A 25297-nucleotide genomic window follows, 5' to 3' on the forward strand; every position below is an offset into this window, starting at 1 on the left:
CATGCCGACTGGTCACCCCAATAAGACCGGCGGATCTTTCACCGAAAAAGGAGACACCCATGATGCTACGTCGCCGGCAGTTCTCGTCCATGCTTGGTGCGGCCCTGCTGTTCGCCGCCACCCTGACCACCCCGGCCCTGGCCCAGCAGGCCGCCCCGATCAAGCTCAAGTGGGCGCACGTCTATGAAACCTCGGAGCCGTTCCACAAGTGGTCGGTCTGGGCCGCAGACGAGATCAGGAAGCGCAGCAACGGCAAGTACCAGATCGACGTGTTCCCGGCGTCACAACTGGGCAAGGAAAACGATATCAACCAGGGCCTGGCGATGGGCACGGTGGACATCATCATCTCGGGCTCCAGCTTCGCGGCCAAGTCGTTCCCGCGCATCGGCGTGACGTACTACCCGTACATCTTCCGGGGCCCCGACCACCTGCTGGCCTACACGAAGAGCGACATCTACAAGGAACTGACGGCGGGCTACGAGCAGAAGACCGGCAACCATATCGTGGCCACCACGTACTACGGCACGCGCCAGTCCACCTCGAACAAGCCGTTCTCGCACTGCGCCGAGATGAAGGGTCTCAAGATGCGCGTGCCTGACGTGCCCGCCTACCTGGCCATGCCACGGGCCTGCGGCGTGAACACGTCGCCGATTGCGTTCGCCGAGGTCTACCTGGCGCTGCAGAACGGTACCGTGGAAGCCCAGGAAAACCCGCTGACCACCATCGAGGCGAAAAAGTTCTACGAGGTGCAGAAGTACATCGTGCTGACTGGCCATATCGTCGATCACCTGAACACGATTGTCTCGGGCGCGCTCTGGAAGAAGCTGTCCGAGCCCGAGCGCAAGATGTTCCTCGACGTGGCGCAGGAAGCCGCCACCAAGGCAACGGCCGACGTGGTGGCGCGCGAGAAGGAACTCGTGGCCGTGTTCAAGCAGAAGGGCATCACGGTGACGGAGGTCAGCATTCCCGAGTATCGCGACGCCGTGCTGAAGAACGTCAGCATCGAGTCGCAGGGCTATCGCAAGGCGGACTGGGAAAAGATCCAGGCGGTGAAGTAACGAACTTTGCTTGCCTGCCGGTTGCCTCCCCTCTCCCACAACGTGGGAGAGGGACTGGGGGATAGGGCCCGGCGGTTCAAATCCCCGATTTGCCGGCAAGCAGATCGTCAACGCCCTCTCCCCCGCCCCTCTCCCGCCAGCGGGAGGGGGCAGAAAACCCACCACAGGAACGGAGACATCCAATGGAAATGCGTTCCCAGGCCTTGCCCGACCGGCCCACGGACACCCCGCCCGCCGAAGGCGCCCCGCACATGACTTCGGTCGAGGAGATCGTCCACACCTTCGAGGCCGCCGATGCGCAGCCGGTGGACCTTTCCGGCTACGCCGCCGAGGACTGGTTCACCCTGGGCCTGTTCTGGGTCATGACGCTGCTGGTCTTCATGCAGTTCTTCACGCGCTACGTGATGAACGATTCGCTGGCCTGGACCGAGGAACTGGCCACCTACTGCCTGATCGGCGTGGTCTTCATCGGCGCGTCGATGTGCGTGCGCAAGAGCCGCCATATCCAGGTGGACCTGATCTATCGCTACCTGCCGCATGGCCCGGCGCGCGTGCTGTCCACGCTGGTCGACGTGCTGCGCACGGCGTTCCTGGGCTACGCCGCGTGGCTGGTCTGGAAGTACATCGGCATCGTGGGGGACGAGCCGATGACCACCATCGAATGGAACAAGAACTATGTGTACTGGGGGGCGCTGCTCGGCTTCGTGCTGATGCTGGGACGCTCGATCCAGGTGACCTGGCAAAACTGGCGAAACGGCTATTCGATTCTGGAACGCCCGGAAGCCTTCGAATCGTTTGACGACTAAGGAGCCCGGGCATGTGGATCCTGATTGCTTCGTTCCTGCTGCTGATGCTGGTGGGCATGCCGGTGGCCGTTTCGATGGCGCTGGCCTCGCTGTTCTATATCTGGGCCAGCGGCACCGTGCCCGACGTGATCCTGGCCCAGCGCATGATTGCCGGCGTGGAGAGCTTTCCGCTGCTGGCCGTGCCGTTCTTCATCCTGGCCGGCAACCTGATGAACGTGGCCGGCATCACCGGACGCATCTACAACTTCGCGGTGGCGCTGGTGGGCTGGATGCGGGGCGGCCTGGGCCACGTCAACATCATCGGCTCGGTGATCTTCTCGGGCATGAGCGGCACGGCCATTGCCGACGCGGCCGGCCTGGGCACCATCGAGATCAAGGCGATGAAGGACCACGGCTACGAGACCGAGTTCGCCGTGGGCGTGACGGCGGCATCGGCCACGCTGGGCCCGATCATCCCGCCGTCGCTGCCGTTCGTGATCTACGGGATGATGGCCAACGTGTCGATCGGCTCGCTGTTCCTGGCCGGCATCGTGCCGGGGCTGGTGCTGACGCTGTTCATGATGGCCACCGTGGCGTGGATCGCGCACCGGCGCGGCTGGGGCGGCGACACGGCGTTCTCGTGGAAGCTGCTCGGCTCGGCCACCGTGGAGATCATCGTGGTGCTGGCTTTCCCGATGGCGATCTGGCTGGCCGTGTCGGCCGGCATGTCGACCAACATGGCGGCGATGATCGCCCTGGTAGTGCTGCTGGCGCTGGACTGGTACTTCGACTTCTCGGCCGTGATGGCACTGATGGCGCCCGTGATCCTGATCGGCGGCATGACGCTTGGCTGGTTCACCCCTACCGAGGCCGCCGTGGCCGCCGTGATCTGGGCCCTGTTCCTGGGCCTGGTGCGCTACCGGTCGATGACGCTGCGGGCGCTTGCAAAGGCCACGCTCGACACGGTGGAGACCACCGCGTCGGTGCTGTTCATCGTCACGGCCGCGTCGATCTTCGCCTGGCTGCTGACCACGAGCCAGGCCGCGCAGGCGCTGACCGATGCCATCCTGGGCTTCACGCACAACAAGTGGGTGTTCCTGCTGCTGGCCAACGTGCTGATCCTGATCGTCGGCTGCTTCATCGACACCACGGCGGCCATCACGATCCTGGTGCCGATCCTGTTGCCCATCGTGCTCAAGCTCGGCATCGACCCGATCCACTTCGGCCTGATCATGACGCTGAACCTGATGATCGGGCTGCTGCACCCGCCGCTGGGCATGGTGCTGTTCGTGCTGGCGCGCGTGGCCAGGCTGTCGGTGGAGCGCACCACGGTGGCCATCCTGCCGTGGCTGATCCCGCTGTTCCTGACGCTGATCGCCATCACCTACGTGCCCGCGATCACGCTGTGGCTGCCCAACCTGGTAGGCAGCAAATGACGACGATCACGCACGTTGAACTGCTGCAGGTCGATCTGCCACCCCCCGTTGCGCGCTCCGATGCGATCCAGTCGTTCGTCACCCAGGAAACGCCGATGGTCCGCATCCGCTGCAGCGACGGCGGCGAGGGCACGGGCTACAGCTATACGATCGGCACAGGCGGCTCGTCGGTCATGGCGCTGCTGCGCGACCACCTGGCGCCGCAACTGATCGGCCGCGACCCGGCCCGTATCGAGCAGATCTGGCGCGACCTGATGTTCGGCACCCACGCCACGTCGGTGGGCGCCATCACCAGCCTGGCGCTGGCGGCGATCGACACGGCCCTGTGGGACTGGCGCTGCCGCCGCGACGGCCAGCCGCTGTGGCTCGCCGCCGGCGGCGCGCAGCAGCGCGTACCGATGTACTCCACCGAAGGCGGCTGGCTGCACCTGTCGCGCACGGAACTGGTCCAGGCCACGGTCGCGGCAAAACAGGCCGGCTTCCACGGGGCCAAGGTCAAGGTCGGCAAGCCGCATCTGGCCGAGGATATCGACCGGCTCCACGCCGTGCACGAAGCGGTGGGCAGCCATTTCGCGCTGATGATCGATGCCAACCAGTGCTTCACGTCGGCCGAGGCCATCCGGCGCGCGTCCCACTATGAAGGCCTGGGCCTGTCGTGGTTCGAGGAACCCCTGCCCGCCGACGACCTGTCCGGCCACGTCCGGCTTGCCGCCGCCACCCCGCTGCCGATTGCCGTGGGCGAATCGCTCTACTCCGCCGGCCAGTTTGCCGACTACCTGCGCCAGGGCGCCTGTTCGATCGTGCAGGCCGATGTGGCGCGCGTGGGCGGCATCACGCCGTGGCTGAAGGTGGCGCACCTGGCCGAGGCCTGCAACGTCCCGATCTGCCCGCACTTCCTGATGGAGCTGCACGTGTCGCTCTGCGCGGCGGTACCGAATGCCCCGTGGGTCGAGTACATCCCGCAGCTCGATGCCATCACGCACAGCCGCGTGGCGTTTGCCGATGGCCACGCCGTGCCGCCGGCGTCGCCGGGGCTTGGCATCGACTGGGACTGGGCCGCCATCGACCGCCGCGCCACGGCGCGCGCGACCGTTTCCTGACCAGGCTGACAAAACAAACCCGCTTGAATCGATAAGGAGCCATCCATGTCGCAACGACTCACCGGCAAGATCGCGCTGGTAACGGCCGCCGGCCAGGGTATCGGCCGGGCCACGGCCGAAGCGTTCCTGCGCGAAGGCGCCCGGGTCATCGCCGCCGACATCCGTCCCGAAGGCCTGGAGGCGCTGTCTGCCCTGCCCGGCTGCCGGACGCTGCGGCTCGACGTCACCGATGGCGCGGCCGTGGACGCCGCCGCACGCGAGATCGGCCGCATCCACGTGCTGTTCAATGGCGCGGGCTTTGTCCACCATGGCACCATCCTCGACTGCGACGAGGCCGCCTTCGATTTTTCGATGAACCTGAACGTCCGCGCCATGTATCGGATGATGCGCGCGTTCCTGCCGGCCATGCTCGACGCGGGCGGCGGGTCGATCATCAACATGGCCTCGGTGGCCGGCAGCATCAAGGGGGCGCCGAACCGCTTCGTCTATGGCGCCTCCAAGGCCGCCGTGATCGGCATGACCAAGGCCGTGGCCGCCGACTACATCACGCGCGGCATTCGCTGCAATGCGATCTGTCCCGGCACGGTGGAATCGCCGTCGCTACGCCAGCGCATCGGCAACCAGGCCACCGCCAGCGGCCGCACGCTGGCGCAGGTGGAAGCCGAATTCATCGCCCGCCAGCCGATGGGCCGCATCGGCACGGCTGCCGAGATCGCCGCGCTGGCCGTGTATCTGGCGTCGGACGAATCGGGCTTCACTACCGGCACCGCCCAGGTTATCGACGGCGGCTGGTCCAACTGATCCACTGGAGGGGCACGCATGTCCGCACCGGCTGTCATCCGTATCCATCCCGCCGACGATATCGTCATTGCCTGCCGCCAGCTGCTGCCCGGCACGGTACTGCCCCAGGAAGGCGTCACCGTGGCCAGCCTGGTGCCGCCGGGCCACAAGGTGGCCGTACGCGCCATTGCCGAAGGCGCGCCGGTGCGGCGCTACAACCAGATCATCGGTTTCGCCCGGCAGGCCATCGCGCCGGGTCAGCACGTACACACCCACAACCTGGCCATGGGTGACTTCGCACGCGACTACGCGGCCGGCAGCGACGTCCACGACACGGCGAAGGCCACCGCCCCGGCCACGTTCGATGGCATCGTGCGGGCCGATGGCCGCATCGCCACGCGCAACTACATCGGCATCCTGACCTCGGTGAACTGCTCGGCCACCGTGGCGCGAGCCATTGCCGACCATTTCCGGCGCGAGATCCACCCCGAGGCGCTGGCGCCCTATCCCAACGTGGATGGCGTGGTGGCGCTGACGCACGGCGCGGGCTGCGCCACCGACAGCGGCGGCGAAAACCTGCGCGTGCTGCGCCGCACCCTGGCCGGCTACGCCCGGCATCCGAACTTCGCGGCGGTGCTGGTGGTGGGCCTGGGCTGCGAGACCAACCAGATCGACGCGCTACTGGCCGAGCCGGGCCTGGCGGCGCTGGCCGACGGGCCGCGCTTTCACAGCTTCAACATCCAGGACACCGGCGGCACGGCCAAGACCGTGGCGCGCGGCGTGGGCGTGGTGCAGGCGCTGCTCGAAGACGCCAACCGCGTCACGCGCCAGCCGGTGCCGGCCAGCCACCTGGTGGTGGGGCTGCAGTGCGGCGGCTCCGACGGCTACTCGGGCATCACCGCCAATCCGGCGCTGGGCGCCGCCGTGGACCTGCTCGTGGCGCAGGGGGGCACGGCCATCCTGTCGGAAACGCCCGAGATCTACGGTGCGGAGCACCTGCTGACCCGCCGGGCCGTCTCCGCCGCGGTGGCCGACCGGCTGATCGCCCGCATCCGCTGGTGGGAAGCCTACACCGCGCGCAACGCGGGCAGCATGGACAACAACCCGTCCGCTGGCAACAAGGCCGGCGGGCTGACCACCATCCTCGAAAAATCGCTGGGTGCCGTGGCCAAGAGCGGCACCACCAATCTGGTGGAGGTCTACGAATTTGCCGAACCGGTGCGCGCGCACGGGCTGGTCTTCATGGACACCCCGGGCTACGACCCTGTGTCGGCCACGGGCCAGGTGGCGGGCGGCGCCAACCTGATCTGCTTCACCACGGGCCGGGGCTCGGCCTATGGCTGCGCGCCGTCGCCGTCCCTGAAGCTGTCGACCAACAACGCGCTGTGGCAGCGCCAGTCCGAGGACATCGACATCAACTGCGGCGACATCCTGGACGGCGAATCGACCATCGCCGACAAGGGCGCGGCCATCTTCCGGCTGATGCTGGAAACCGCCTCTGGCCGCCGCACCCGGAGCGAGCAGCATGGCTACGGCCAGAACGAATTCGTGCCCTGGGCGCTTGGCGCCGTGATGTAACCCCCCTGCATTGCCGGAGACCCGCATGAAGATCACCAACGCACGCGTTATCGTCTGCTGCCCGGGACGCAACTTCGTCACGCTCAAGATCGAAACCGACCAGGGGCTGACCGGCATCGGCGACGCCACGCTGAACGGGCGCGAACTGGCCGTGGTCAGCTACCTGGAAGACCACGTCGTCCCGTGCCTGATCGGGCGCGACGCGCACCAGATCGAGGACATCTGGCAATACCTGTACCGTGGCGCCTACTGGCGGCGCGGCCCGGTGACGATGAGTGCGATTGCCGCCGTGGACACGGCCCTATGGGACATCAAGGCCAAGGCCGCCAACCTGCCGCTGTACCAGCTGCTGGGCGGCAAGAGCCGTACCGGGGTGATGGTCTATGGCCACGCCAACGGCAGCGACATCGGCCACACCGTGGAAGAGGTGCTGCGCTACAAGGAAATGGGCTACAAGGCGATTCGCGCGCAATCCGGCGTGCCGGGGCTGAACAAGGTGTATGGCGTGTCGCGCGACCGGCTGTTCTACGAGCCTGCCGACGCCAACCTGCCCTCCGAACACGACTGGAGCACCGAACGCTACCTGGACCACACGCCGAAGCTGTTCGACAAGGTGCGCGAAGCGGTGGGCCCGGACATCCACCTGCTGCACGACGTGCACCACCGGCTGACGCCGATCGAAGCGGGCCGGCTGGGCAAGTCGCTGGAGCCGTTCCGGCTGTTCTGGATGGAAGACGCCACGCCCGCCGAAGACCAGCGCGCGTTCCGCCTGATCCGGCAGCACACGGTCACGCCGCTGGCGGTGGGCGAGATTTTCAACAGCATCTGGGACTGCAAGGCCCTGCTGGAGGAACAGCTGATCGACTATATTCGAGCCACGGTCGTGCATGCGGGCGGCATTACCCATTTGCGCCGTATTGCCGACTTCGCCGCGCTGCATCAGGTGCGCACGGGCTGCCATGGCGCGACGGACCTGTCGCCCGCCTGCATGGGGGCGGCGCTGCATTTCGATATCTGGGTGCCCAACTTCGGCATCCAGGAATACATGCGCCATACCGAGGAGACCGACGCCGTGTTCCCGCACGCGTACACATTTCAGGACGGCATGATGTATCCCGGCGACGCGCCGGGCCACGGCGTGGACATCGACGAGACGCTGGCCGCGAAGTACCCGTACCAGCGCGCCTACCTGCCGGTGAACCGGCTGGCGCACGACGGCACACTGTGGCACTGGTAGCGTGGCAGGTGGCAATTGAGGATGTTGACCGCAAGGCCTGACAAGGAGACCACGATGAGCGATATCGAACAGCTGCCGCGTCTGCATCCTGCCCGGCTCGGCGTGCTGCCGCCCGACGTGCGGCGTCCCGGCTATGCGCGCGACGCCCTGCGGGCGGGCATCGTTCACCTGGGGATCGGCGCCTTCCATCGCGGCCACCAGGCCGAGATCACCGAAGCGGCCATCGAGGACATGGGCGAAGACGGCCTGCACTGGGGCATCATCGGCGTGTCGCTGCGCCGGCCCGACACGCGCGACGCGCTCAAGCCGCAGGAAGGCCTGTACACGCTGGCCCTGCGCAGCGCCACCGCCGAGACGCTGCAGGTCATTGGTGCCGTCCTGGGCGTCCTGGTGGCCGAGGAAGATCCCGAGATCGTGCTGGACCGCATCGCCCATCGCGACACCCGCATCGTCAGCCTGACCGTCACCGAGAAGGGGTACTGCCACGATCCGGCCACGGGCGAGCTGAACCGCGCCGACCGCGACATCGTCGAGGATCTGTCCGCCGTATCGCACCCCGTGACCGCCATCGGCTATCTGGCGCTGGGCCTGCAGCGGCGCATGCAGCGCGGCCTGGGGCCGGTCACGCTGCTGTCGTGTGACAACCTGGCCAGCAATGGCGATACGCTGCGCCGCGTGCTGCTGGCGTTCTGCGCCGAGATCGACCCGGCGCTGCACGACTGGGTGGCGGCGCGCTGCACGTTCCCCAACACGATGGTGGACCGCATCGTGCCCAAGACCACCATCGACGACGTGGCGCACGTGTCGTCGGCGCTGGGCCTGTACGACGCGTGGCCCGTGGTGGGCGAGCCGTTCTTCCAGTGGGTGATCGAGGACCGCTTCGCGGCGGGCCGCCCCAGATGGGAAGCCGGCGGCGCGCAGTTCGTGGCCGAGGCCCGGCCGTTCGAGGTGCTCAAGCACCGGCTGGTCAACGGGAGCCAGTCGATGATGGCGTACATGGGCGTGCTGGCCGGCTGGGCCACCACCGACCGCGTGATCGCCCAGCCCGCCGTGCATGCGTTCATTTCGGACACCATGGAACGCGAAACCCAGCCCACGCTGCCGCCGCTGCCGGGGCTCGACGTGGACGCCTATCGCGCAAGCCTGCTGCCGCGCTTCACCAACCCGAAGCTGGGACATCGCACGCGCCAGATCGCCATGGACGGGTCGCAGAAGATCCCGCAGCGGCTGCTGGCGCCGATCCGCGACCGGATTGCCGCCGGACAGCCGTTTCCGCGCCTGGCGCTGGGCGTGGCCGCATGGCTGCACTTCCTGCGCGGCTACGACGAAGCCGGCAACGCCTTCCCGATCGAAGACCCGCTGGCGCAGCCGCTGGCCGCCGTGATGGCCGACGCCGCGCGCCAGACCGAAAAACTGTTCGATGCCCGCACACGCGAGCAGACGCGCGTGCGGACCATCGCCGGCTTCGTGCCCGTGTTTGGCGACCTGGCGCAGTCGGCGGTGTTTGTCGACAGCGTGGCCACGCAGCTGGAACTGCTGTGCGCGCACGGCGTGACGGGGGCGCTGACGCGCGTCAACGGCACCGCCTAGCCCGACGCCAGCGCAGGCCACCCATGCGCTGGCGTCATGCCTGCATGCGCAGATATCGTTTCTCTCTCTTGCCGCGACGCACCTACCATCGGCCAGAGCCCGTCATAAAAGGGCTTCCCAGCGTTCTGCCAAACAGCGAGAGAGAGACATGCAAGCCAGCGCCCCCGCCTTCGCGGAGACCGTGCCCCAGATCGGGGCCAGTCAACGCCGCCGCGCCATCATCGCCACGGTGATCGGCAACGGCCTCGAATGGTTCGACTTCACGGTGTACAGCTTCTTCGCCGTGATCATCGCCAAACTGTTCTTCCCCACCGGGAACGACCTGTCGTCGCTGCTGCTGGCCGTGGCCACGTTCGGCGTGGGCTTCTTCATGCGGCCCGTAGGAGGCATCATCCTGGGTGTCTACGCCGACCGTGTGGGCCGCAAGGCGGCGCTGTCGCTGACCATCCTGCTGATGGCCGCCGGCACCACGCTGATCGGCATCGCGCCGACCTACGACCAGATCGGCGTGTTCGCCCCGCTGCTGATCGTCATCGCGCGCCTGATGCAGGGTTTCTCGGCCGGCGGCGAAATGGGCGGTGCCACCGCCTTCCTGACCGAGTACGCGCCCGAGCGCCAGCGTGCCTACTATTCGAGCTGGATCCAGGCCAGCATCGGCGTGGCGGTGCTGCTGGGTGCCGCCGTGGGCACCTTCGTCACCGCCTCGCTGAGCCCCGAGGCGCTCAACAGCTGGGGCTGGCGCCTGCCGTTCCTGATCGGCATGATCATCGGCCCGGTCGGCTTCTACATTCGTCACAACCTTGAAGAGACGCCCACCTTCCAGGCAACCACCGACAAGACCGACTCGCCGCTGAAGGAAGTGCTGCGCGACTATCCGCGCCAGACCGCCGCCAGCTTCTCGATGGTGATCCTGTGGACGGTGTGCACCTACGTGCTGCTGTTCTACATGCCGACCTACGCCGTCAAGGTGCTCAAGGTGCCGCAATCAACCGGCTTTATCGCCGGCATGGCCGGTGGCATGGCGATCATGGTGTTCGCGCCCATCGTCGGCATGATGGCCGACCGGCTGGGCCGCCGCGGCCTGCTGTCGGGCGCCGCCGCGCTGATCTTTGTGCTGGCCTGGCCGATGTTCGCCTACATCAACCACGCGCCGGGACTGGGTTCGCTGCTGGTGTTCCAGATCGTCTTCGGCGTGCTGATCGCCGCCTACACGGGCCCGATCCTGGCCGCGTTTGCCGAACTGTTCCCGGCCAAGGTGCTGTCCACCGGGCTGTCGGTGGCCTACAACCTGGCCGTGACGATCTTCGGCGGCTTCGCCTCGTTCTTCATCACGTGGCTGATCGCCAGCACGGGCAGCACCATGGCCCCGGCCATCTACGTGATGATCGCGGCGGCCATCAGCTTCTGCGGCACGCGCCTGGTGCGCGAGCCGGCCTACCTGCAATCGAAGTAATTGAAGATGACCCAGATTCTGCTTCAGGGCGGCAACGTCCTCGACCCCGTTCGCGGCGTGCTGCTGCCGCGCCATGATGTGCTGATCGACGGCGAGCGCATCGTCGACGTCAGCGCCACACAGATCCACGCGCCCCAGGCCCGCGTGATCGACGTCACCGGCAAGACCGTGATGCCGGGCCTGATCGACCTGCACGTGCACGTGCTGGCGTCGCTGGCCAACCTGGGCCTGAACGCGGTGCAGCCGAACGTGCTGGTGGCGTTCCGCGCGATGCCGATCATGCGCGGCATGCTGGAACGCGGCTTCACCACCGTGCGCGATGCCGGCGGCGCCGACTGGGGCCTGTCGCAGGCCGTGGCCACGGGCCTGATCCCCGGCCCGCGCATCTTCCCGTCGGGCAAGGCGCTGTCGCAGACCGGCGGCCATGGCGACTTCCGCCCGCGCTCGGACACGCTGGAGCCGTGCTCCTGCGCGTTCCGCGCCGGCGCCATCGCCCGCGTGGCCGACGGCGTGGACGCGGTGCGGCTGGCCGTGCGCGAGGAAATCCAGAAAGGCGCCACGCAGATCAAGATCATGGCGTCGGGCGGCGTGGCGTCGCCGACCGACCCCATCGGCAACACCCAGTACAGCGAGGACGAGATCCGCGCCATCGTCGCCGAGGCCGAGGCCGCGCAGACCTACGTGATGGCCCACGCCTACACGGGCCGGGCAATCACCCGCGCGATTCGCTGCGGCGTGCGCACCATCGAGCACGGCAACCTCGTGGATGCGGCGGCCGCCCGCGTGATGCGCGAGCACGGCGCCTATGTGGTGCCGACGCTGATCACCTACGACGCGCTGGCCCGCGACGGCGCGCGCCTGGGCCTGCCCGCCGACTCCGTGGCCAAGATCGAGACCGTGCGCCAGGCCGGCCGCGATTCGCTGGCCATCTACGCCGAAGCCGGCGTGCCGATGGGCTTCGGCTCCGACCTGCTGGGCGAGATGCACCAGTACCAGTCCGAGGAATTCCGCATCCGTGCCGAGTTGCTGGGCAATGCCGAGGCGGTGCGCTCGGCCACGTCGATCGCCGCCGAGATCCTGCAGCGCGACGGCGAGCTTGGCGCGATCCGGGCCGGCGCGCTGGCCGATGTGCTGGTGGTCGATGGCGACCCGCTGCAGGACATCGAGGTACTGGCCGGCCCGGCGTCGCGCATCGAACTGGTGATGCAGGCGGGCAAGATCCACAACGCTTGAGGCCACGACAGGCCTGCCTCTCTCCTCCGCCCCCCTGCCATCCATGGGAGAGGGGAGACAACCCGCAGGCATCGATGGCCCAAACGGTTTGCTACCCTCTCCCGCGTGCGGGAGAGGGTCCGGGAGAGAGGGCACGGCAGTTCCAGTCGAAGCCCACCGCGTCTCGAGACGCCCCCGTCCTCACACCCCTCTGGCACAAGGCTTGCGACTATCATTGGCATCGTCACCTGCCCATGACAAGCCCCCGATGCGCATCACCCCCCTTCCCCCATTGCCCTGCCTGGTTGCGTTCGAATCCGCGATGCGACATGGCAGTTTCACCAAGGCCGCGGCCGAACTCCATCTCACGCAAAGCGCGATCAGCCGCCAGGTGGCCCAGCTTGAGCGATTCCTCGGCAAGAAGCTGTTCGTGCGCGAGCCGCGCGCGTTGCGGCTGACCGTCAGTGGCCAGCAGTACGCCGAGCAGGTGCAGCGGCTGCTGGTGCGCTGCGCCGAAGCCACCGAGGACGTGATGAAGCGCAAGGGCCAGGTCGAGTTGACCGTGGCCTGCTCGTCCGGCGTGGCCGTGCTCTGGCTCACGCCGCGCCTGGCCGCCTTCCGGGCGCGCCATCCGGACTTTCATGTGCGGCTGGTGGTCAACGACAGCCTGGCGTCGCTGTCAGGCACCGATTTCGATGTCGGCCTGTATTACCTGCGCGAAGGCGCGCCCAGCGGCATTGCGGCGCAGCGGCTCTATGACGAGGAAGTCTTTCCGGTCTGCGCGCCGTCGTACCTGGGCGGCCGGCCGCTGAAGGTGTCGGATCTGCCGAGGGAATCGCTGCTGGTGCTGGAGGATGCCCAGCGCATCTGGATGTCGTGGCCGGCCTGGTTCGCGCGCAATGGCTTGCGCGAAACCCGCTTCGAGCGCGAGCTGGTGGCCAATACCTACCCTGTGCTGGTGCAGATGGCCATCGAAGGCCAGGGCATCGTGCTGGCTTGGCGCCATATGATCGACCGATGCCTGGCGGCGGGCCTGCTGGTGCGCGCCTGCGACGCCAGTGCGTCGCTGGGCGGCGGGTACTACGTGGTCTGGCCGCGCGACCGCGCCGAACCGGCCGCGGCGCGTGCGTTCCGTCAATGGCTGATCGACGAAAGCGACGCCGACGCCTAGGTCAGGTCGAGCATCGGCATTTCCGGGGACGGACGCACGCCGCGCCCGGCGGTGGTGGCTACGGGGCGGAAACGAGAGCCTTGCGCACGGCGTCGGTCACCTGTGCCACCACGCTCTCGCGCCAGTCGTCGGTATCGCCGTAGAACGCGTTCCACACCGTCTGCTTGATCAGGGCGCGCTGGTTCTCGTCAGCCTCCGGATGCACGTGCAGCCAGTGATCGCCGCGCAGCGCGTCCAGCACTTCGGCCAGCGGCAGCGTGCCGAATTCGAGCGCAATGCCGGCATAGTCGATGGACGGCAGGGTCTGGGGCACCGCCTGCCATGCCAGGCCCGTCAGGTTGGCCGAGGTCGAGGACCCGTCGTAGATCGATGTGACGCTGCGGCCCCAGATGGCCCGCGTCCTGGCCAATGGCTCCGGCGCGTCCGGCCCCATGTAGATCGGTTCGCCATAGCCCCAGGGGCCCAGTCCCGTATGCACGTCGATCCAGCGCAGCACCGTGCGGCCCGTGCCAAACCGGGCCAGGATGCGCCGCAGCGTGTAGTTGCTCCACGTGGCCTTCTGACCGCCGAAGAACATGCCGGCGGCGTCCTGGTACTGGCCCGCGCTGACGGCAGCCTGATACCAACCCATCCCCTTTTCGGCTACCGTCTTCATCAGCGCGGTGTGCTCGTCGCAGGACGGCGGCCATTGTGCCGGCAGTAGCAGCGGCGCCACTTCGGCATAGGCCGGGTTCAGCGGCAGCGGCCGGTCGAAATCCATGAAATTGCGATTCAGGTCGACGTTGTCCTCGTTGACGCGGCGCAGGTGCGAGAACCCGTAGGGGTTCACCGCATGCACGAACATCAGCGCCCAGCCGGCACGGCGGCAATCGGCATGCAGGTCGGTATCGTGCAGCATGGCCACCTGGGCACCCGATCCGCAGAAGCCTTCGGCGCCGTGCGTGCCCGATGTCACCATCAGCACGCGGGTCGCGTCGGATGCGCCGAGCCAGGCGACGTCCATGGCCAACGTCTCGCCGTCACGGCCGACTTCGGTCGGATGGGGAAACTCGGTCAGCGTGGCGCCGCATCCACGCGCGGCATCGATGAACTTCTGGCGGGCTTCGGCATAGCTGCGCGCGAACTGGCGCGCAACGGGCGACATCGGACTGGCAGGCATGGCGGGAGTTGGCCTGGGCCGGGTGAAGGTACGCCCAATGTAACGCCAATCGGCCGTCCGATGCCAGTGTCTTGCACGCTGGATCCGGAACGGCATCGCTGCGGTATGACGACGGCTCGGAACGACTTCGGGGCCGCTTCAGAACAGTTCGCCGGGCCCGCCGGGTTCGCCTTCCTTCGGCCAGGCGGAACGGAACGCATGCGGATGCATGACGATGCCGGCCGCCTCGATCTGCGCGGCCGACAGCACCAGATGTCTGGCCAGCCAGTCATGCAGGCTGCGCAGAAAACGTATGCGGTCCTCGCGATTGGCGCTGGCCGTCAGCCATTCCAGCTTGGTGTGCGCGGTGTAGACATCGAGCAGGTTCAGCGCCTTGAGCTTGGGCGGCGTGGCGGCGCTGCGCTCGATCGCCAGCACGCGCTGTACCTGGGCATGCGACAGCGGCCGGCCGACCAGGATCTGCTGGTACAGGTCTTCCAGCGCGGGAAACCGCACGGTCGGCTGCACGCGCGGCACGCCGGCCACCTTTTCCATCCGTAGCACCACATACCGCGTGGCGAAATTGCGGCGCTGCAGTTCCAGTTCGGCAGCCGTAGGCTTGCGGTGCGGCAGATCGGCAAACCCGGCGTCCACGCGCTTGACGGCGTCGCGTTCGGTGTAGTCGGGCACCTGGTCGAGCATGCCGGGCACGGCCAGCGCGGCGCGCGCGCACTCCAGACCAAACGGGTATTCATGGCCATCGGGGCCGCGCAGGATCCAGGCATGGCCTTCCGGAAAGCCATGGTGCCGGCCACCCAGGGCACTGCGCGCGTGGCAGCGGGTGGCGGACGGATCGACAAAATCCTTGCGAACGGGAATCCAGCTCCCGGGCAGAGGTGGGGTCATGAGACAGTGCAGGTGGGGAAATCGGCCGCCATTGTCCCACTGTTTCGGCGGCTGCTAAGTCATTTCGAGCGTATTGCCACGCACCTCGATCCTGACCGGATCGCTTTTCTTCCATTGTTTTCTCGGGATGACGAGTTTCCACACCGCATCGCCGCCGGGGTCCCGGAAGAACGCCACCACGCCAACGTATTCGCTGCCGTCCTTCATCGGCTCGCTGATGCTGGCGGCGGCGCCCGGCCGCAGCACGACATCGCCCGTGGCCAGCACATCCGGCTTCAGCCATTCCACGTCATTGGCCTGCAATTGCTCGTAGCTCGATTGCTCGAACCGCTGCGCGTCCTTGAGCTGATAGAACCGCACGACCGTCGACAGCGACTTGCCGGCGGCATCGGGATTCAAGGATGACCGGCCGGCGAAGTCGATGTTCATGGTCTTCACCTGGCTCGTAAACGCCCATTTCGCGGCGTCGACGGTACCGTCCTTGACCGCCTGCCCCACTCCGCATCCCACCAGCCCGGCGCTGGCCAGCGCGACCATTGCACTGCGCTTCAGACATCGCATCGTGCCCTGCCTCCTATCCCATACGTTAAGAAACTGCTTGCGCGGGGCGCATTCAGTGGCGCGGCGTTCGGTGGCCCGTCCACGTTCCAAGCTGCACGCGAGTCAGTCCGCGTGCAGCCGTAGCGAACCGCTGCGCGTCTTCGACGGGCTGGATCTGCAGCGAGTAGCCCAGCCTCGCATCCCCGGCATTGAGCCGGGGCGCGGGCATCAGGGCGGGCCGCACGTGCATCTCCAGGCACGCCTGGACCTCATATCCAAGATAGAAGCCCAGCAGCGCCAGCACGGCGCGATGCATCGAACGGCCCGGCAGCAGCCCGAGCACCGCCTCGCTGGTCAACGGCACCAGCACGACGCGGACGGTATTGGTCCGATCCACGAAGCCACGCCCCAGCACGCAGTGGTCGCCCAACGGCTGGACGCCCTGCATGGCCTGGTCGCGCTGGTCATCGAGGCGGACCCACACCGGGTGAAACTCCTCCACCGTGATAGAGGCGTCCGGCACGGCGTGCCGCAATACGCCGGCCAGCCCCTCGGCCGTGCGGGTCCGCTGGCTGGCGAGGCCCAGCATCGACAGCAGCTTTGGCGTTTCTACGATTCGTCGCACCTCCGGTTCGCCGATGCCCAGGCCCACCAGGCTCAACAGACACTGCGAAATCTTGTCGCGCCCCTCGCGCCGGAAGCCAACCGGATACCGATACTTGCTTGCCACACGGTAGAACTGCGTGACCATCCGGTGATGGAACAGGTCCAGAAACGCGGCCAGCGGCTCGGCTCCATCCCGACGCTGCGCGATCTCATCGACGAAATACGAGGGCATGAACGCATCCACGCCATATAGCCCGATAAATGTCGTTCGCACGGTGGGTACGTCACCCAGGCCGCCGGCATCCTGCTCGACCGCCGCCATCTCGCGCCCAGGAAAGCCAAGCTGTGCCGCAGACCGGAACCGCACCGGGTCGTCGGCAAGCCGGTTCGTGGAGCCCAAAGGCGGATGATCGGGAGCCGCCAGGTCGATCAGCTCGCAAAAGCGTAGAAAATTCATCCGGGGCGCATTGGCCAGCAACGCGGCCAGCAGCTTTCCACCCGCCTTCGCGCGGTATTCGACTTGCCTCAAAATGGCGCTCCTTCGGCCTTGCCATCTGGCCAAACCAGGCGTGCACCATCCGGCTGGGCGACGATGACCAGGCGCGTATACAGGTTTAGCGTGGCATAGAGCGACAGGAACGCATTCAGCATGTCGCCAAACAGCGCCAGATCGCCATCGCCTGCAAAGCGGGTCCGGTCAACTGTGACGGCGATTTCGACGCCACGCAGCAATCCGCCCTTGACCAGCTTGCGCAGCGGCCGGTGATGCACCGCGGTGATCGCGCCGATCCGGCGCCGGTTCATTTCGCCATCCGTCCAGTCATAGAGCGCCAGCGACCCGCGCAGCATCTCGGCATCGAGCAGCGACAGGTAGTTCGGCGCCAGATGCGACAGCACGCGCCAGTGGAACCTGTCGCGCGTCGGCGGATAGACTGGCAAGGTGGGGGCGGTCAGGTTCCGGACGGCGCTTACGTGCGCGAAGCCGCTGCGCATGCGCCGGATGCCGGCCTGCCCAAGCGCCTTGCGCGGCAACATGCCATTGGTGCCCGTCACCGACAGCGACAGCGTCTCCTCGGGCAGGCTGTCGTGCTGCTCCCACGCATGACCGCCCAGCACGAGCCACGTATCGAAGCGGCCCGATGGCCCGCGTCGCACGCGGGTGTGGAAGTACCGTTCCGGCATCTCGTGGCGCAACATGCCGCCGCGATGACGGAACGCTGCGAACGGCGCATACTCGAATCGCTCGCCAGTCGCCGCCTCGAAGCCCCGCACGGTGTCCACCGAATAGACTTCGACATGCCAGCCGTGCCGTTCGGTGGCCCGCACACGATATTCGGATTCCCGGTGCGTCACGGAAACGGGGTCCGCCTCCAGTTCGAACAGGTTGATAACCGGCGTGCAGTACAGCCGGAAGTTGTCTGCCGATACCCGCAGGTCGGCAGGTAACGCCCTTTCCAGAACGACCTCCACATCGAAGTGGTCGGCGCTGGGCGGGATCGCCTTCATGTCCAGGCCGATCAGTTCCACGAACATGAACTTCTCCGGAAACGTGAAGTACTCCAGCAGCAACTGGTAGCCGCCGAACGCATTGTCCGGCTTGGGCCAGAGCCGTTCGCCCGCACCGAATCCCGCCGGTTCGATGCGCAGCCCCGCCATGGGCTGCGCGGCACCCGGCAGGTCCGCAGGGACGCCGGGGACGCGCACCTGGACCGCTACCGGCGGCGCCGTCAGCGCGGCCCGCATCGTCAACGCCAGTGGCCGGTCGGCATGCAGGTATATCCGCAGACGGGGCACTTCGAATGGCTCGCGGGTGGCCGGCCCCTGAAACGCCAGCCGCAACCGGACGACCGAGCGTCCATCCTCGCGCGTTTGGATATCCGCATCAGTCAGCCGCAGCGGATACAGATCGACGGCCTGCGTCGTCCGGTAGGTGCACTCGACCTGGCCCCCGCCGTCGCGGCCGCCGCCCTCGACGGCAATCGGGTCGGACAGTACCTCCAGGCCGGCAGGCAGCACTTCGTGCCGTTGCAGCCCGGCCGGCTCCGGCGCCAGTTCCAGAATCGAAAGCGACGGGATCATCCGCAGATAATGCGGCCACAGCATGCTGACCAGACCCTCCGTCATCTCGGGCAATTCGTCGTCGAGCTTTTGCCGCAGGCGCCCCATCAGGAACGCAAACCCCTCGAACAGGCGCTCGACATGAGGATCGCGCTCCCCGACGCGATCGATGTTGAGCATGCGGGCGCGGTCCGGAAACGCCTGCGCGAACTCCTTGCCCGCGTCACGCAGATAGCGCATCTCCGCTTCGTAGTAGCGCAGGATGTCATTGTCTTGGGCGGAATGGCTCATCGTTTCATCGTAGTGGTCGTGCCAGGGTCAGGGTCCGTGCCGGATCGATGGCGGTCAACTCGCCCAGCAGCACATCGATGCGATGCGCCAGCACGGGCTTGTTCGCGTCCTTGCGCAGCATGCGGGACTTCAGCAGCCGTAGCCGCTGTTGCTTGACGTCGAATGCCAGCGCTGGCTCCCAGGCCGACAACTGGAACCGCTGCGCGTCCTGGTCCAGTACGGTTAGCAGGTGCGCGGCGATATCCGCGCGGTCGGCCCGTTCGGCAACCCTTGCCATGACCAGTTGCCGGACAAAGCGCTCACGCTCGCCGCCGCGCGCCGGCAAGCCCTGCAACCACGACAAGGCCGCTTCGATGCCCCGCTCCGCAGCCATGTCGATGGCCTGCGCCTCCATTTCCGTCCAGTCGGTCCTCGCCTCGGACATCACCGCGGGGGCGATCGGGCCTCCGCGCTCCAGGTCACGTACCGTGGCATGGCGACCGATCCATTCCAGCGTGGCATCGTCCGCGAACGGCGTGCCGTCGGAGAAAGACAGTTGGTCCAGCCCCGGCAGGCGCTCCAGCAACAACGCACAGTCCGTGGCCAGCAGGTCTCGAACAGCCGCGTATGGCGCGCCGGCCTGCTCCTGGGCAACAAACGCGTAGCATTGCAGATCCAGCCAGCAATGGTTTGCGCCTTCCGCGAAGGCCTGTTCCACACGCTCCAGCAATTCCGGCCATTGCTTTTGCAGCGACAGCCGCTTCAGATGCGCGCGCAACTCCGCGCGCGGCGCTGCCAGTCGGGTGCGACCACTGGCATCGTGAGGCGGCACCTCGACCAGGACATCCCAGCGCACACACCGTATCAGCCGATAAGCGGCCAGGTATCCATCAGGCTGCTCGCGCAGGAACCGCGCCATCTGGCGGGCACGGTCCAACAGTTCCCGTGCCGATGCCACCGCGCCGTATGTCAGCGACTCGGGTGCCTCGACCGGCATGACCGCACGGTCGTCGCTCGTCTCCGGTAACGGGTTCTCAATCCGACTCTCGAAACGGCGGCACAGACCTTCCAGCGCCGGACGGCCGGCATCGGACCATTGCGCGGTCCGCGCCTGGATCAACGCCAGCGCCGAAAGCGTACGCGCCAGGGTGTCTCCGGCCAGTCCGTGTACACGGTCCAGCCGGTCGGCAAACGTGGCGCCGGCCAGCCATTCCAGCGCCGCCTTGCGGGATTCCGCACGGGCGGGCAGCAGCTGGTTGCCAAAGCGATCGATCAGCGCCGACAACAACTCGAATCCTGCCGCGACCCCCTCCGCGCCATCTCGACGCATGCGACCGTACAGGTAGTAGACCGCCAGCCGTACATCCTTGGCATAGTTTTCAGCAGCCGCTCGGACACTTCCACGATCAGGGCGTCGTTGACGCCAGACAGCTTGGCCACCTCGTCCTTGATGGCAAGGAATTCGTCCTCATAGCCTGGATCGTCGCCTACCGGCATCTCCGGGCGAATGTCCTGCAGCCATGGCGCCCATTGCACCTGCGTGGACGGTACGGGCGCCAAGGGCGTGTCGGCGCCAAACAGCGCCTTGAGTAGTTGATTGAACATGCGGCGAGTCGAATTTGTCAGTGGGATGCCGTCGCACTGGCCTGCGCCAGCGAATGCCGGCCGGAATCGGCAAAGATCCGCGACGGCAGCACAAAGCCTCGCAAGGCCAGCAATTCAAGAGGCCCATGACCCGCCTCGGTCCGCATCTGGTAGCGGATGGGATACGCCATCGCGGCCGACACCGGCGTATGGCTTTCGCGCGCGGTCAGACTATCCGGGTCGGCAGCAACTGCCTGCTTGTCCGCGATGCCCGTATCTGGCGCACCCTGCCATGTCAGCTGGAACGTTGCGCTGTCGATGGGTTCGACATCGGCGCGCTCGAGCATCCGGATCCATCCCCAGCGCCCGTCGAATTCATAGTGCTTGTTCGTCCCGGCTGTCTCCGTCTGCCACTGCAGGCGCGTGCCCGGTGCCTGGAGATTGTCGGCCGGCCACCGTGTGGCATGCCAGCCTTCGCGCTGGTTGAAATAGTGAAGCGTCTGACCGTCCACGGTCATCAGCGTGTCAGTCAGGCCCGGCGTCGGGATCGGCTTTAGCGCGAACTGGAACTGCGGTTCGCCTTGCACCAGCATTCGGGCACCAATCCGCTGCAAGGCATTGATACCCTTGAGAAAATTCGGATCGAAATCCAGCCCTTCCGCACCTGCCGCAACGGGCACCCATTGGTCGCCCTGCAGTTCCAGCACGCCGGCAAGCTGACTGCCCAGGAAGGCATGGATCAGCCCGTCCCGCGGCCGCAGGAAGCGCGCCAGTTCAGGCAGCGAAGCGTCATTGGCGGTCGACGCAAATGGATAGCGCCCTGCAAACGCCCTCCCCCACGCCATCGCGATGTGTTTCAGCCATGCCTCGTTCAAACTGGCCTGAGCCGGCCGCAGGACAGCCTGCGCGGCCTGCACAACCGGCCGTACGAACAGCGCCTCGCCCATGCCGGCCCATTCGGCGCCAAGGCTGGCGGCCATCAACTGGGCATAGGCCTGCGTGTCAGCCAGTTCCGACCCCCTGCCCTGAAACAGCGCCTGCGCCAGCTGCCGCGCCTGGCCGTCGCCATCGCCGCTTTGCGTGATCTGCTGCAAACGCAGGCGAAGCGCCGTCGCGCGATCGAAGTATCGCTGCAGGCTCAGATCGCCAGTGCCAACCGGCCCACCCGGCCCCGGCTGACCGGCAAGTCGCAACACCGGCCCAAACGCTGCATCAAGCGGCCCGTTCGCTCTCGCGGCGCTCGCCCCTTCACCCTTGCCGCCAAGGATGGACTTCGTCTTGTCGACCAGCGCCTCGGCCAACGAAGCTTTCTGCAGCCCGGCCCCGCCCTGGTACGCAAGCGACTTCATCAACGCAACAACGGGCGACTGACGCACATCCGCCATCTGCTTGAGTTGGTCAATCGATGCCGGCAACGTTGGGGCCGGCTCCCATTGCAACGCGTTCATGAAGGCCTGCCAGTGCTCGGCATAGTCGGCGAAGTATTGCGCAGTCAGCGCGACACGCATCGAATCGGCGGAGTCACTCCCCTCCGTCATGCCAAAGCCAGCCTGACCGTCTGCCCCATCGTCGGACAACACCCAGTCCGCGGCAATATCCCGCCGCTTGGCGGCAGCATCGATCGCGTCCGCGACATAACCTTCATACGCCTGTCGCGTAAAGACGCCCGGCACCACCGCCGAGGATCGCAACAGACCGCGCGTATCGGTGCCGCCGGCAAGCTGCGCCAAGGTCAGGTCCGGGTACTTGCTGCCAACACCGTCCAGGATGCCCCGGTAGAGCGTGTCCTGTGCATTGGTCTGCCCGATGACGGCCAGCAAGGTCCTGCGGGCGCCTGCGATCAGATCCCCTCGCGCGTCAATCTTCCAGGCTTCATTCGTTTTCAGGTGCCGCGCATAGAAGTTGGCCAGGCGCTCGGCCATGTCCATCCTTTCACCCGGCGTCAGCCGCGCACCGGTTGTCCAGTGTGCCGCCATCTGCGCCGCAAGGAAATCGGGCTCGACGCGAGCGGGATTCGCCAGCATCAGGTACGCCTTGAGCGTGTCGCGACCGGCCATCGCCCACCGAGTAGTCTGGTCGTCAAGTTGTGTCGTTCGAAGTTGGGAAAGGTCTGCGAGAGAGGCTTCGAGGTCGTGCTGCACAGGGGTGATCAGAAGCTGGCGGGCGGCGTGACCGTAGGGTTTCCGCAACGCGGCGAGGATTTCGGCGTCGCGGTTGAGGGTGGCGCGCGCCCACCAACTCGAGTGGTTCGATATGCGCTGCTTATAAACATCGATTTGGTGTTGGAGCGAAACCAGAGAACTGAGCTTGTCTTCAGGACTTGTGGAGCGATGAATGCCTTGAATCGCACCTAAGGCCGTACTTACACTTCTGGAGCTTTGCATGCCTGAGACCATCATCACCGACGTCCAGGCACAAATACATGCGATGGCGATCGCAATAAAAGCGCCTGCTCGACGTGCACCTATTGGGCGGACACAAAACGCCCTTGACTGCGCACCAATTTCGTGCCAAACCTGTGACAATGAAGACGAACACTTCCAGCCGTTATCGGGTTCTGCATGACTAGACCCAGGCTGCCCTGCTAGGGCGAACACCGCACCGCTCAAACGCCCCTTCATCCAGTCGGACGCTTGCCATGTTCTCGAAAAGCGCACAAATCTGCCGCACATCGAGCCAACGACAGCGGAAAGCTTGACAACGCCTGCTCGGTCGGTGATGTTCCGCGCATAGATGGCGTCGAGCGCCTGCCGACGTTCCAGCGAATCCAGCGCACCGGCCACCAGATGGCCAGCCTCCTCGGTACTTTCGTGCACGCCCCCCGAAATGAAGACGCCAGCAAACTCGTGTCGCGCTGACTGACCCGGCCCTACAGCCGGACATAGCAGAACAACCGGGAGGCTCCAACGAAACTCTTCCTCCATCGCAGCCAACTTGCGTAGCACATCACTTTCGTTCGCGAGACAGTCGTCCTCGGCGACCACATATACCAGCGCATCGATCGGTCGACGCGGGCGCGCCCTTACGAGCTCTTTCCACCACAGGTTCGCGTCAACACCGATTGGCGTTGCATGGACTAGAACCGAATCTTTTGCATCGACAATGCCGACTGCATCAAGTCCCCGCGCAATTGTGTTGATGGTCCTGCCATCGCCACACACGAGTAACCACGGCACGCGACGTCGCCAACCTCTTCCGTGCCTCCCGCGCAAGGCCCGTTGCACGGATCGAAGGTCCGTCCACGGTGTCGGCCCCGACGCTTCGCCTACTTCCATTTTAGACGACGTCCGATCTTCTAGCCGGGACGAGAACACCGATGACTTCAATCTGGCGATCAGAAGGACGACCGCCTGCAAATATTTCAAGAAAATCAGTCCGATCAAGAAACCAATAAATAGGCATAGCTCGATGATCGCTACTTGTTCAGATGTTTTTTCATAACGAATCAAGGCCACCCAAGTGGTGAACGCTACAACGATATACAGAATGAATAGTGCAATGCCGAGGTATAGCATCGCCGAATTTACATGCGGTCTCTCCTTCATTTTTGATTCCTGCAAACGAGGGATATAATGCTGTTCCCATGCTGAACAACGATAAGTTGCGGTAGCGCCAGGCGCGCAGCGTTTTCCAATGCATGAATGACGGCAAGCCAGGGACTTGCATCACCGCAATCCCCAAGCATCTCGTCGAGATCCCTCTTCCATACGCTGCCGCCAAGCATCCTATTCAGCTGATGGTATGCTTCTGTCGAAATTCCTTGCATCCATATCGTCTCGATTTGATCCACGGCAGTGCGTCCCCACTTCGAGGCCAGCTCAACCGTCCGAGGAATCGAATCCACCGTTCCACGTCCTGGTCGATGAATGTGCAAGGCTGATGTAAGGTCCGCTGATGGGCCCGATGCGCCTATGCGGCGAACCAGCATCGCTGCGGCGCCTTCTGAATGCCCAAATTCCATGCCGTCGCTGATAGCGTCTCGAAGTTGAATCACAACAACAAGTTTCGCTTCATTCATTACCATGCTGTCGTGCCATTGCTCCAGCTCCGATATGTCAAGACTGCCTGCCCCGGGTGTCACACGCACTATCAAGCCACGGGCTTTTGACGACAATAGCGCCTCCAGCTCTTGGCAAGTCTCGTCAGGATCAACACGTGCAGTGACCCGAAGCCGAACATCCAGTACGCATCCCGGAGGCAATGCGCACAGACCACATACGATTTCACCGACCAGATCTGCAAAGAGCCAAGAGCAGATTTCCCGATGGCGTACGTGTTCACCCAGTACATTGCTAGGGTAGAACGGACGATTTGGTATCCTCAGTGCGCGTGGCGCAGGAACGGCTCGATCCGTAAGTTCTGAACAGGGTGCATGATCATGTGAATCGGCACCGAGATCGATGCTAACGACGCGCGCCATCTCCGCCGTGGCGGTGCGCTGGGCATAACTGATCGCCATGAGAGGTCTGCTGGCTCGATCATGGCAATCCTCCTCAATTTCGTCTCGCACTTCGTTTTCCGCAACAGCTTGGCTGCAGTCAAGATGCCCTAGACCGAGACGCAGGGCCAGGGCAAACAGCCAGCATGCCACCGAGTAACCGAAGCCCCCTACCCATAGCATCCACTGTTCGTACTCAGCTTGCCACCAAAGAAGCCCTGCAACACCAATACCCGCAGCGGCAAATATGACAAACAGGGCTCCCCACCGCCAAGCACGTATTCGGGGTGACTTTGGAACAACGACGCGTGGCTGTACCCTATCGAAATCAATAGACATCAACTCACCAACAGCCTC

The 25297-nt window shown here is 65.7% G+C and carries 18 protein-coding genes and 1 pseudogene; 11 read left to right on the plus strand and 8 right to left on the minus strand.

Annotation, left to right across the window (positions count from 1 at the left end):
* The first annotated feature begins 62 nt into the window (after positions 1–62).
* From BLQ58_RS16345 to BLQ58_RS16395, 11 genes are all read left to right on the plus strand, one after another.
* Complete coding sequence (locus BLQ58_RS16345; RefSeq protein WP_217636023.1) at positions 63–1058, plus strand: sialic acid TRAP transporter substrate-binding protein SiaP; 996 nt, start codon at positions 63–65, stop codon at positions 1056–1058.
* A gap of 188 nt (positions 1059–1246) precedes the next feature.
* Positions 1247–1864, plus strand: coding sequence for a TRAP transporter small permease (locus BLQ58_RS16350; RefSeq protein ID WP_175459936.1), 618 nt, complete (start codon positions 1247–1249; stop codon positions 1862–1864).
* Between the two features lie 11 nt (positions 1865–1875).
* Positions 1876–3279: a TRAP transporter large permease gene (locus BLQ58_RS16355; RefSeq protein ID WP_092600103.1), complete on the plus strand. Its 1404-nt coding sequence runs from the start codon at positions 1876–1878 to the stop codon at positions 3277–3279.
* Positions 3276–4379 carry a mandelate racemase/muconate lactonizing enzyme family protein gene (locus BLQ58_RS16360; RefSeq protein ID WP_092600106.1) on the plus strand — a complete coding sequence of 368 codons (1104 nt, stop codon included), beginning with the start codon at positions 3276–3278 and terminating at the stop codon, positions 4377–4379. The genes BLQ58_RS16355 and BLQ58_RS16360 overlap by 4 nt, the downstream gene beginning before the upstream one ends.
* A gap of 45 nt (positions 4380–4424) precedes the next feature.
* Entirely contained in the window at positions 4425–5180 is a 756-nt protein-coding gene (locus tag BLQ58_RS16365) for an SDR family oxidoreductase (RefSeq protein ID WP_092600109.1), read from the plus strand.
* Positions 5181–5198: 18 nt separating this feature from the next.
* The gene (locus tag BLQ58_RS16370) at positions 5199–6737 is read left to right on the plus strand and encodes a UxaA family hydrolase (RefSeq protein ID WP_092600111.1); all 1539 of its coding nucleotides are present in this window, start codon (positions 5199–5201) and stop codon (positions 6735–6737) included.
* A gap of 25 nt (positions 6738–6762) precedes the next feature.
* Complete coding sequence (gene manD / locus BLQ58_RS16375; RefSeq protein WP_092600114.1) at positions 6763–7974, plus strand: D-mannonate dehydratase ManD; 1212 nt, start codon at positions 6763–6765, stop codon at positions 7972–7974.
* A gap of 54 nt (positions 7975–8028) precedes the next feature.
* The gene (locus BLQ58_RS16380; protein WP_092600117.1) at positions 8029–9564 is read left to right on the plus strand and encodes a mannitol dehydrogenase family protein; all 1536 of its coding nucleotides are present in this window, start codon (positions 8029–8031) and stop codon (positions 9562–9564) included.
* Positions 9565–9712: 148 nt separating this feature from the next.
* Positions 9713–11017 (plus strand): MFS transporter, encoded by a 1305-nt coding sequence (locus BLQ58_RS16385; RefSeq protein WP_092600120.1) that lies wholly within the window; start codon positions 9713–9715, stop codon positions 11015–11017.
* A gap of 6 nt (positions 11018–11023) precedes the next feature.
* Positions 11024–12250, plus strand: coding sequence for a metal-dependent hydrolase family protein (locus BLQ58_RS16390; protein ID WP_092600270.1), 1227 nt, complete (start codon positions 11024–11026; stop codon positions 12248–12250).
* 247 nt (positions 12251–12497) lie between these two features.
* Positions 12498–13400 carry a LysR substrate-binding domain-containing protein gene (locus BLQ58_RS16395; RefSeq protein WP_092600123.1) on the plus strand — a complete coding sequence of 301 codons (903 nt, stop codon included), beginning with the start codon at positions 12498–12500 and terminating at the stop codon, positions 13398–13400.
* Positions 13401–13458: 58 nt separating this feature from the next.
* Here BLQ58_RS16395 and BLQ58_RS16400 read toward each other — a convergent pair whose 3' ends face one another.
* From BLQ58_RS16400 to BLQ58_RS28835, 8 genes and pseudogenes are all read right to left on the minus strand, one after another.
* Positions 13459–14559: a M14 family metallopeptidase gene (locus BLQ58_RS16400; protein ID WP_254775985.1), complete on the minus strand. Its 1101-nt coding sequence runs from the start codon at positions 14557–14559 to the stop codon at positions 13459–13461.
* Positions 14560–14697: 138 nt separating this feature from the next.
* Positions 14698–15444: a hypothetical protein gene (locus tag BLQ58_RS16405; protein ID WP_092600129.1), complete on the minus strand. Its 747-nt coding sequence runs from the start codon at positions 15442–15444 to the stop codon at positions 14698–14700.
* Positions 15445–15498: 54 nt separating this feature from the next.
* A complete protein-coding gene (tssJ, locus tag BLQ58_RS16410; protein ID WP_302847649.1) occupies positions 15499–15981 on the minus strand; it encodes a type VI secretion system lipoprotein TssJ in 483 nt (160 codons plus the stop codon).
* Between the two features lie 76 nt (positions 15982–16057).
* Entirely contained in the window at positions 16058–17047 is a 990-nt protein-coding gene (gene tssG, locus BLQ58_RS16415; protein ID WP_092600272.1) for a type VI secretion system baseplate subunit TssG, read from the minus strand.
* Positions 17048–17115: 68 nt separating this feature from the next.
* Positions 17116–18939: a type VI secretion system baseplate subunit TssF gene (gene tssF / locus BLQ58_RS16420; RefSeq protein WP_092600135.1), complete on the minus strand. Its 1824-nt coding sequence runs from the start codon at positions 18937–18939 to the stop codon at positions 17116–17118.
* Between the two features lie 4 nt (positions 18940–18943).
* Positions 18944–20523, minus strand: a pseudogene (gene tssA / locus BLQ58_RS16425) (type VI secretion system protein TssA).
* A gap of 17 nt (positions 20524–20540) precedes the next feature.
* Complete coding sequence (locus tag BLQ58_RS16430) at positions 20541–24047, minus strand: ImcF-related family protein (RefSeq protein WP_175459931.1); 3507 nt, start codon at positions 24045–24047, stop codon at positions 20541–20543.
* Positions 24044–25279 carry an MFS transporter gene (locus tag BLQ58_RS28835; protein WP_139186122.1) on the minus strand — a complete coding sequence of 412 codons (1236 nt, stop codon included), beginning with the start codon at positions 25277–25279 and terminating at the stop codon, positions 24044–24046. The genes BLQ58_RS16430 and BLQ58_RS28835 overlap by 4 nt, the downstream gene beginning before the upstream one ends.
* Positions 25280–25297: the final 18 nt, after the last annotated feature.

Origin of the sequence: Ralstonia sp. 25mfcol4.1 (genome assembly GCF_900104095.1) — a bacterium.
Taxonomy (GTDB): Bacteria; Pseudomonadota; Gammaproteobacteria; order Burkholderiales; family Burkholderiaceae; genus Cupriavidus.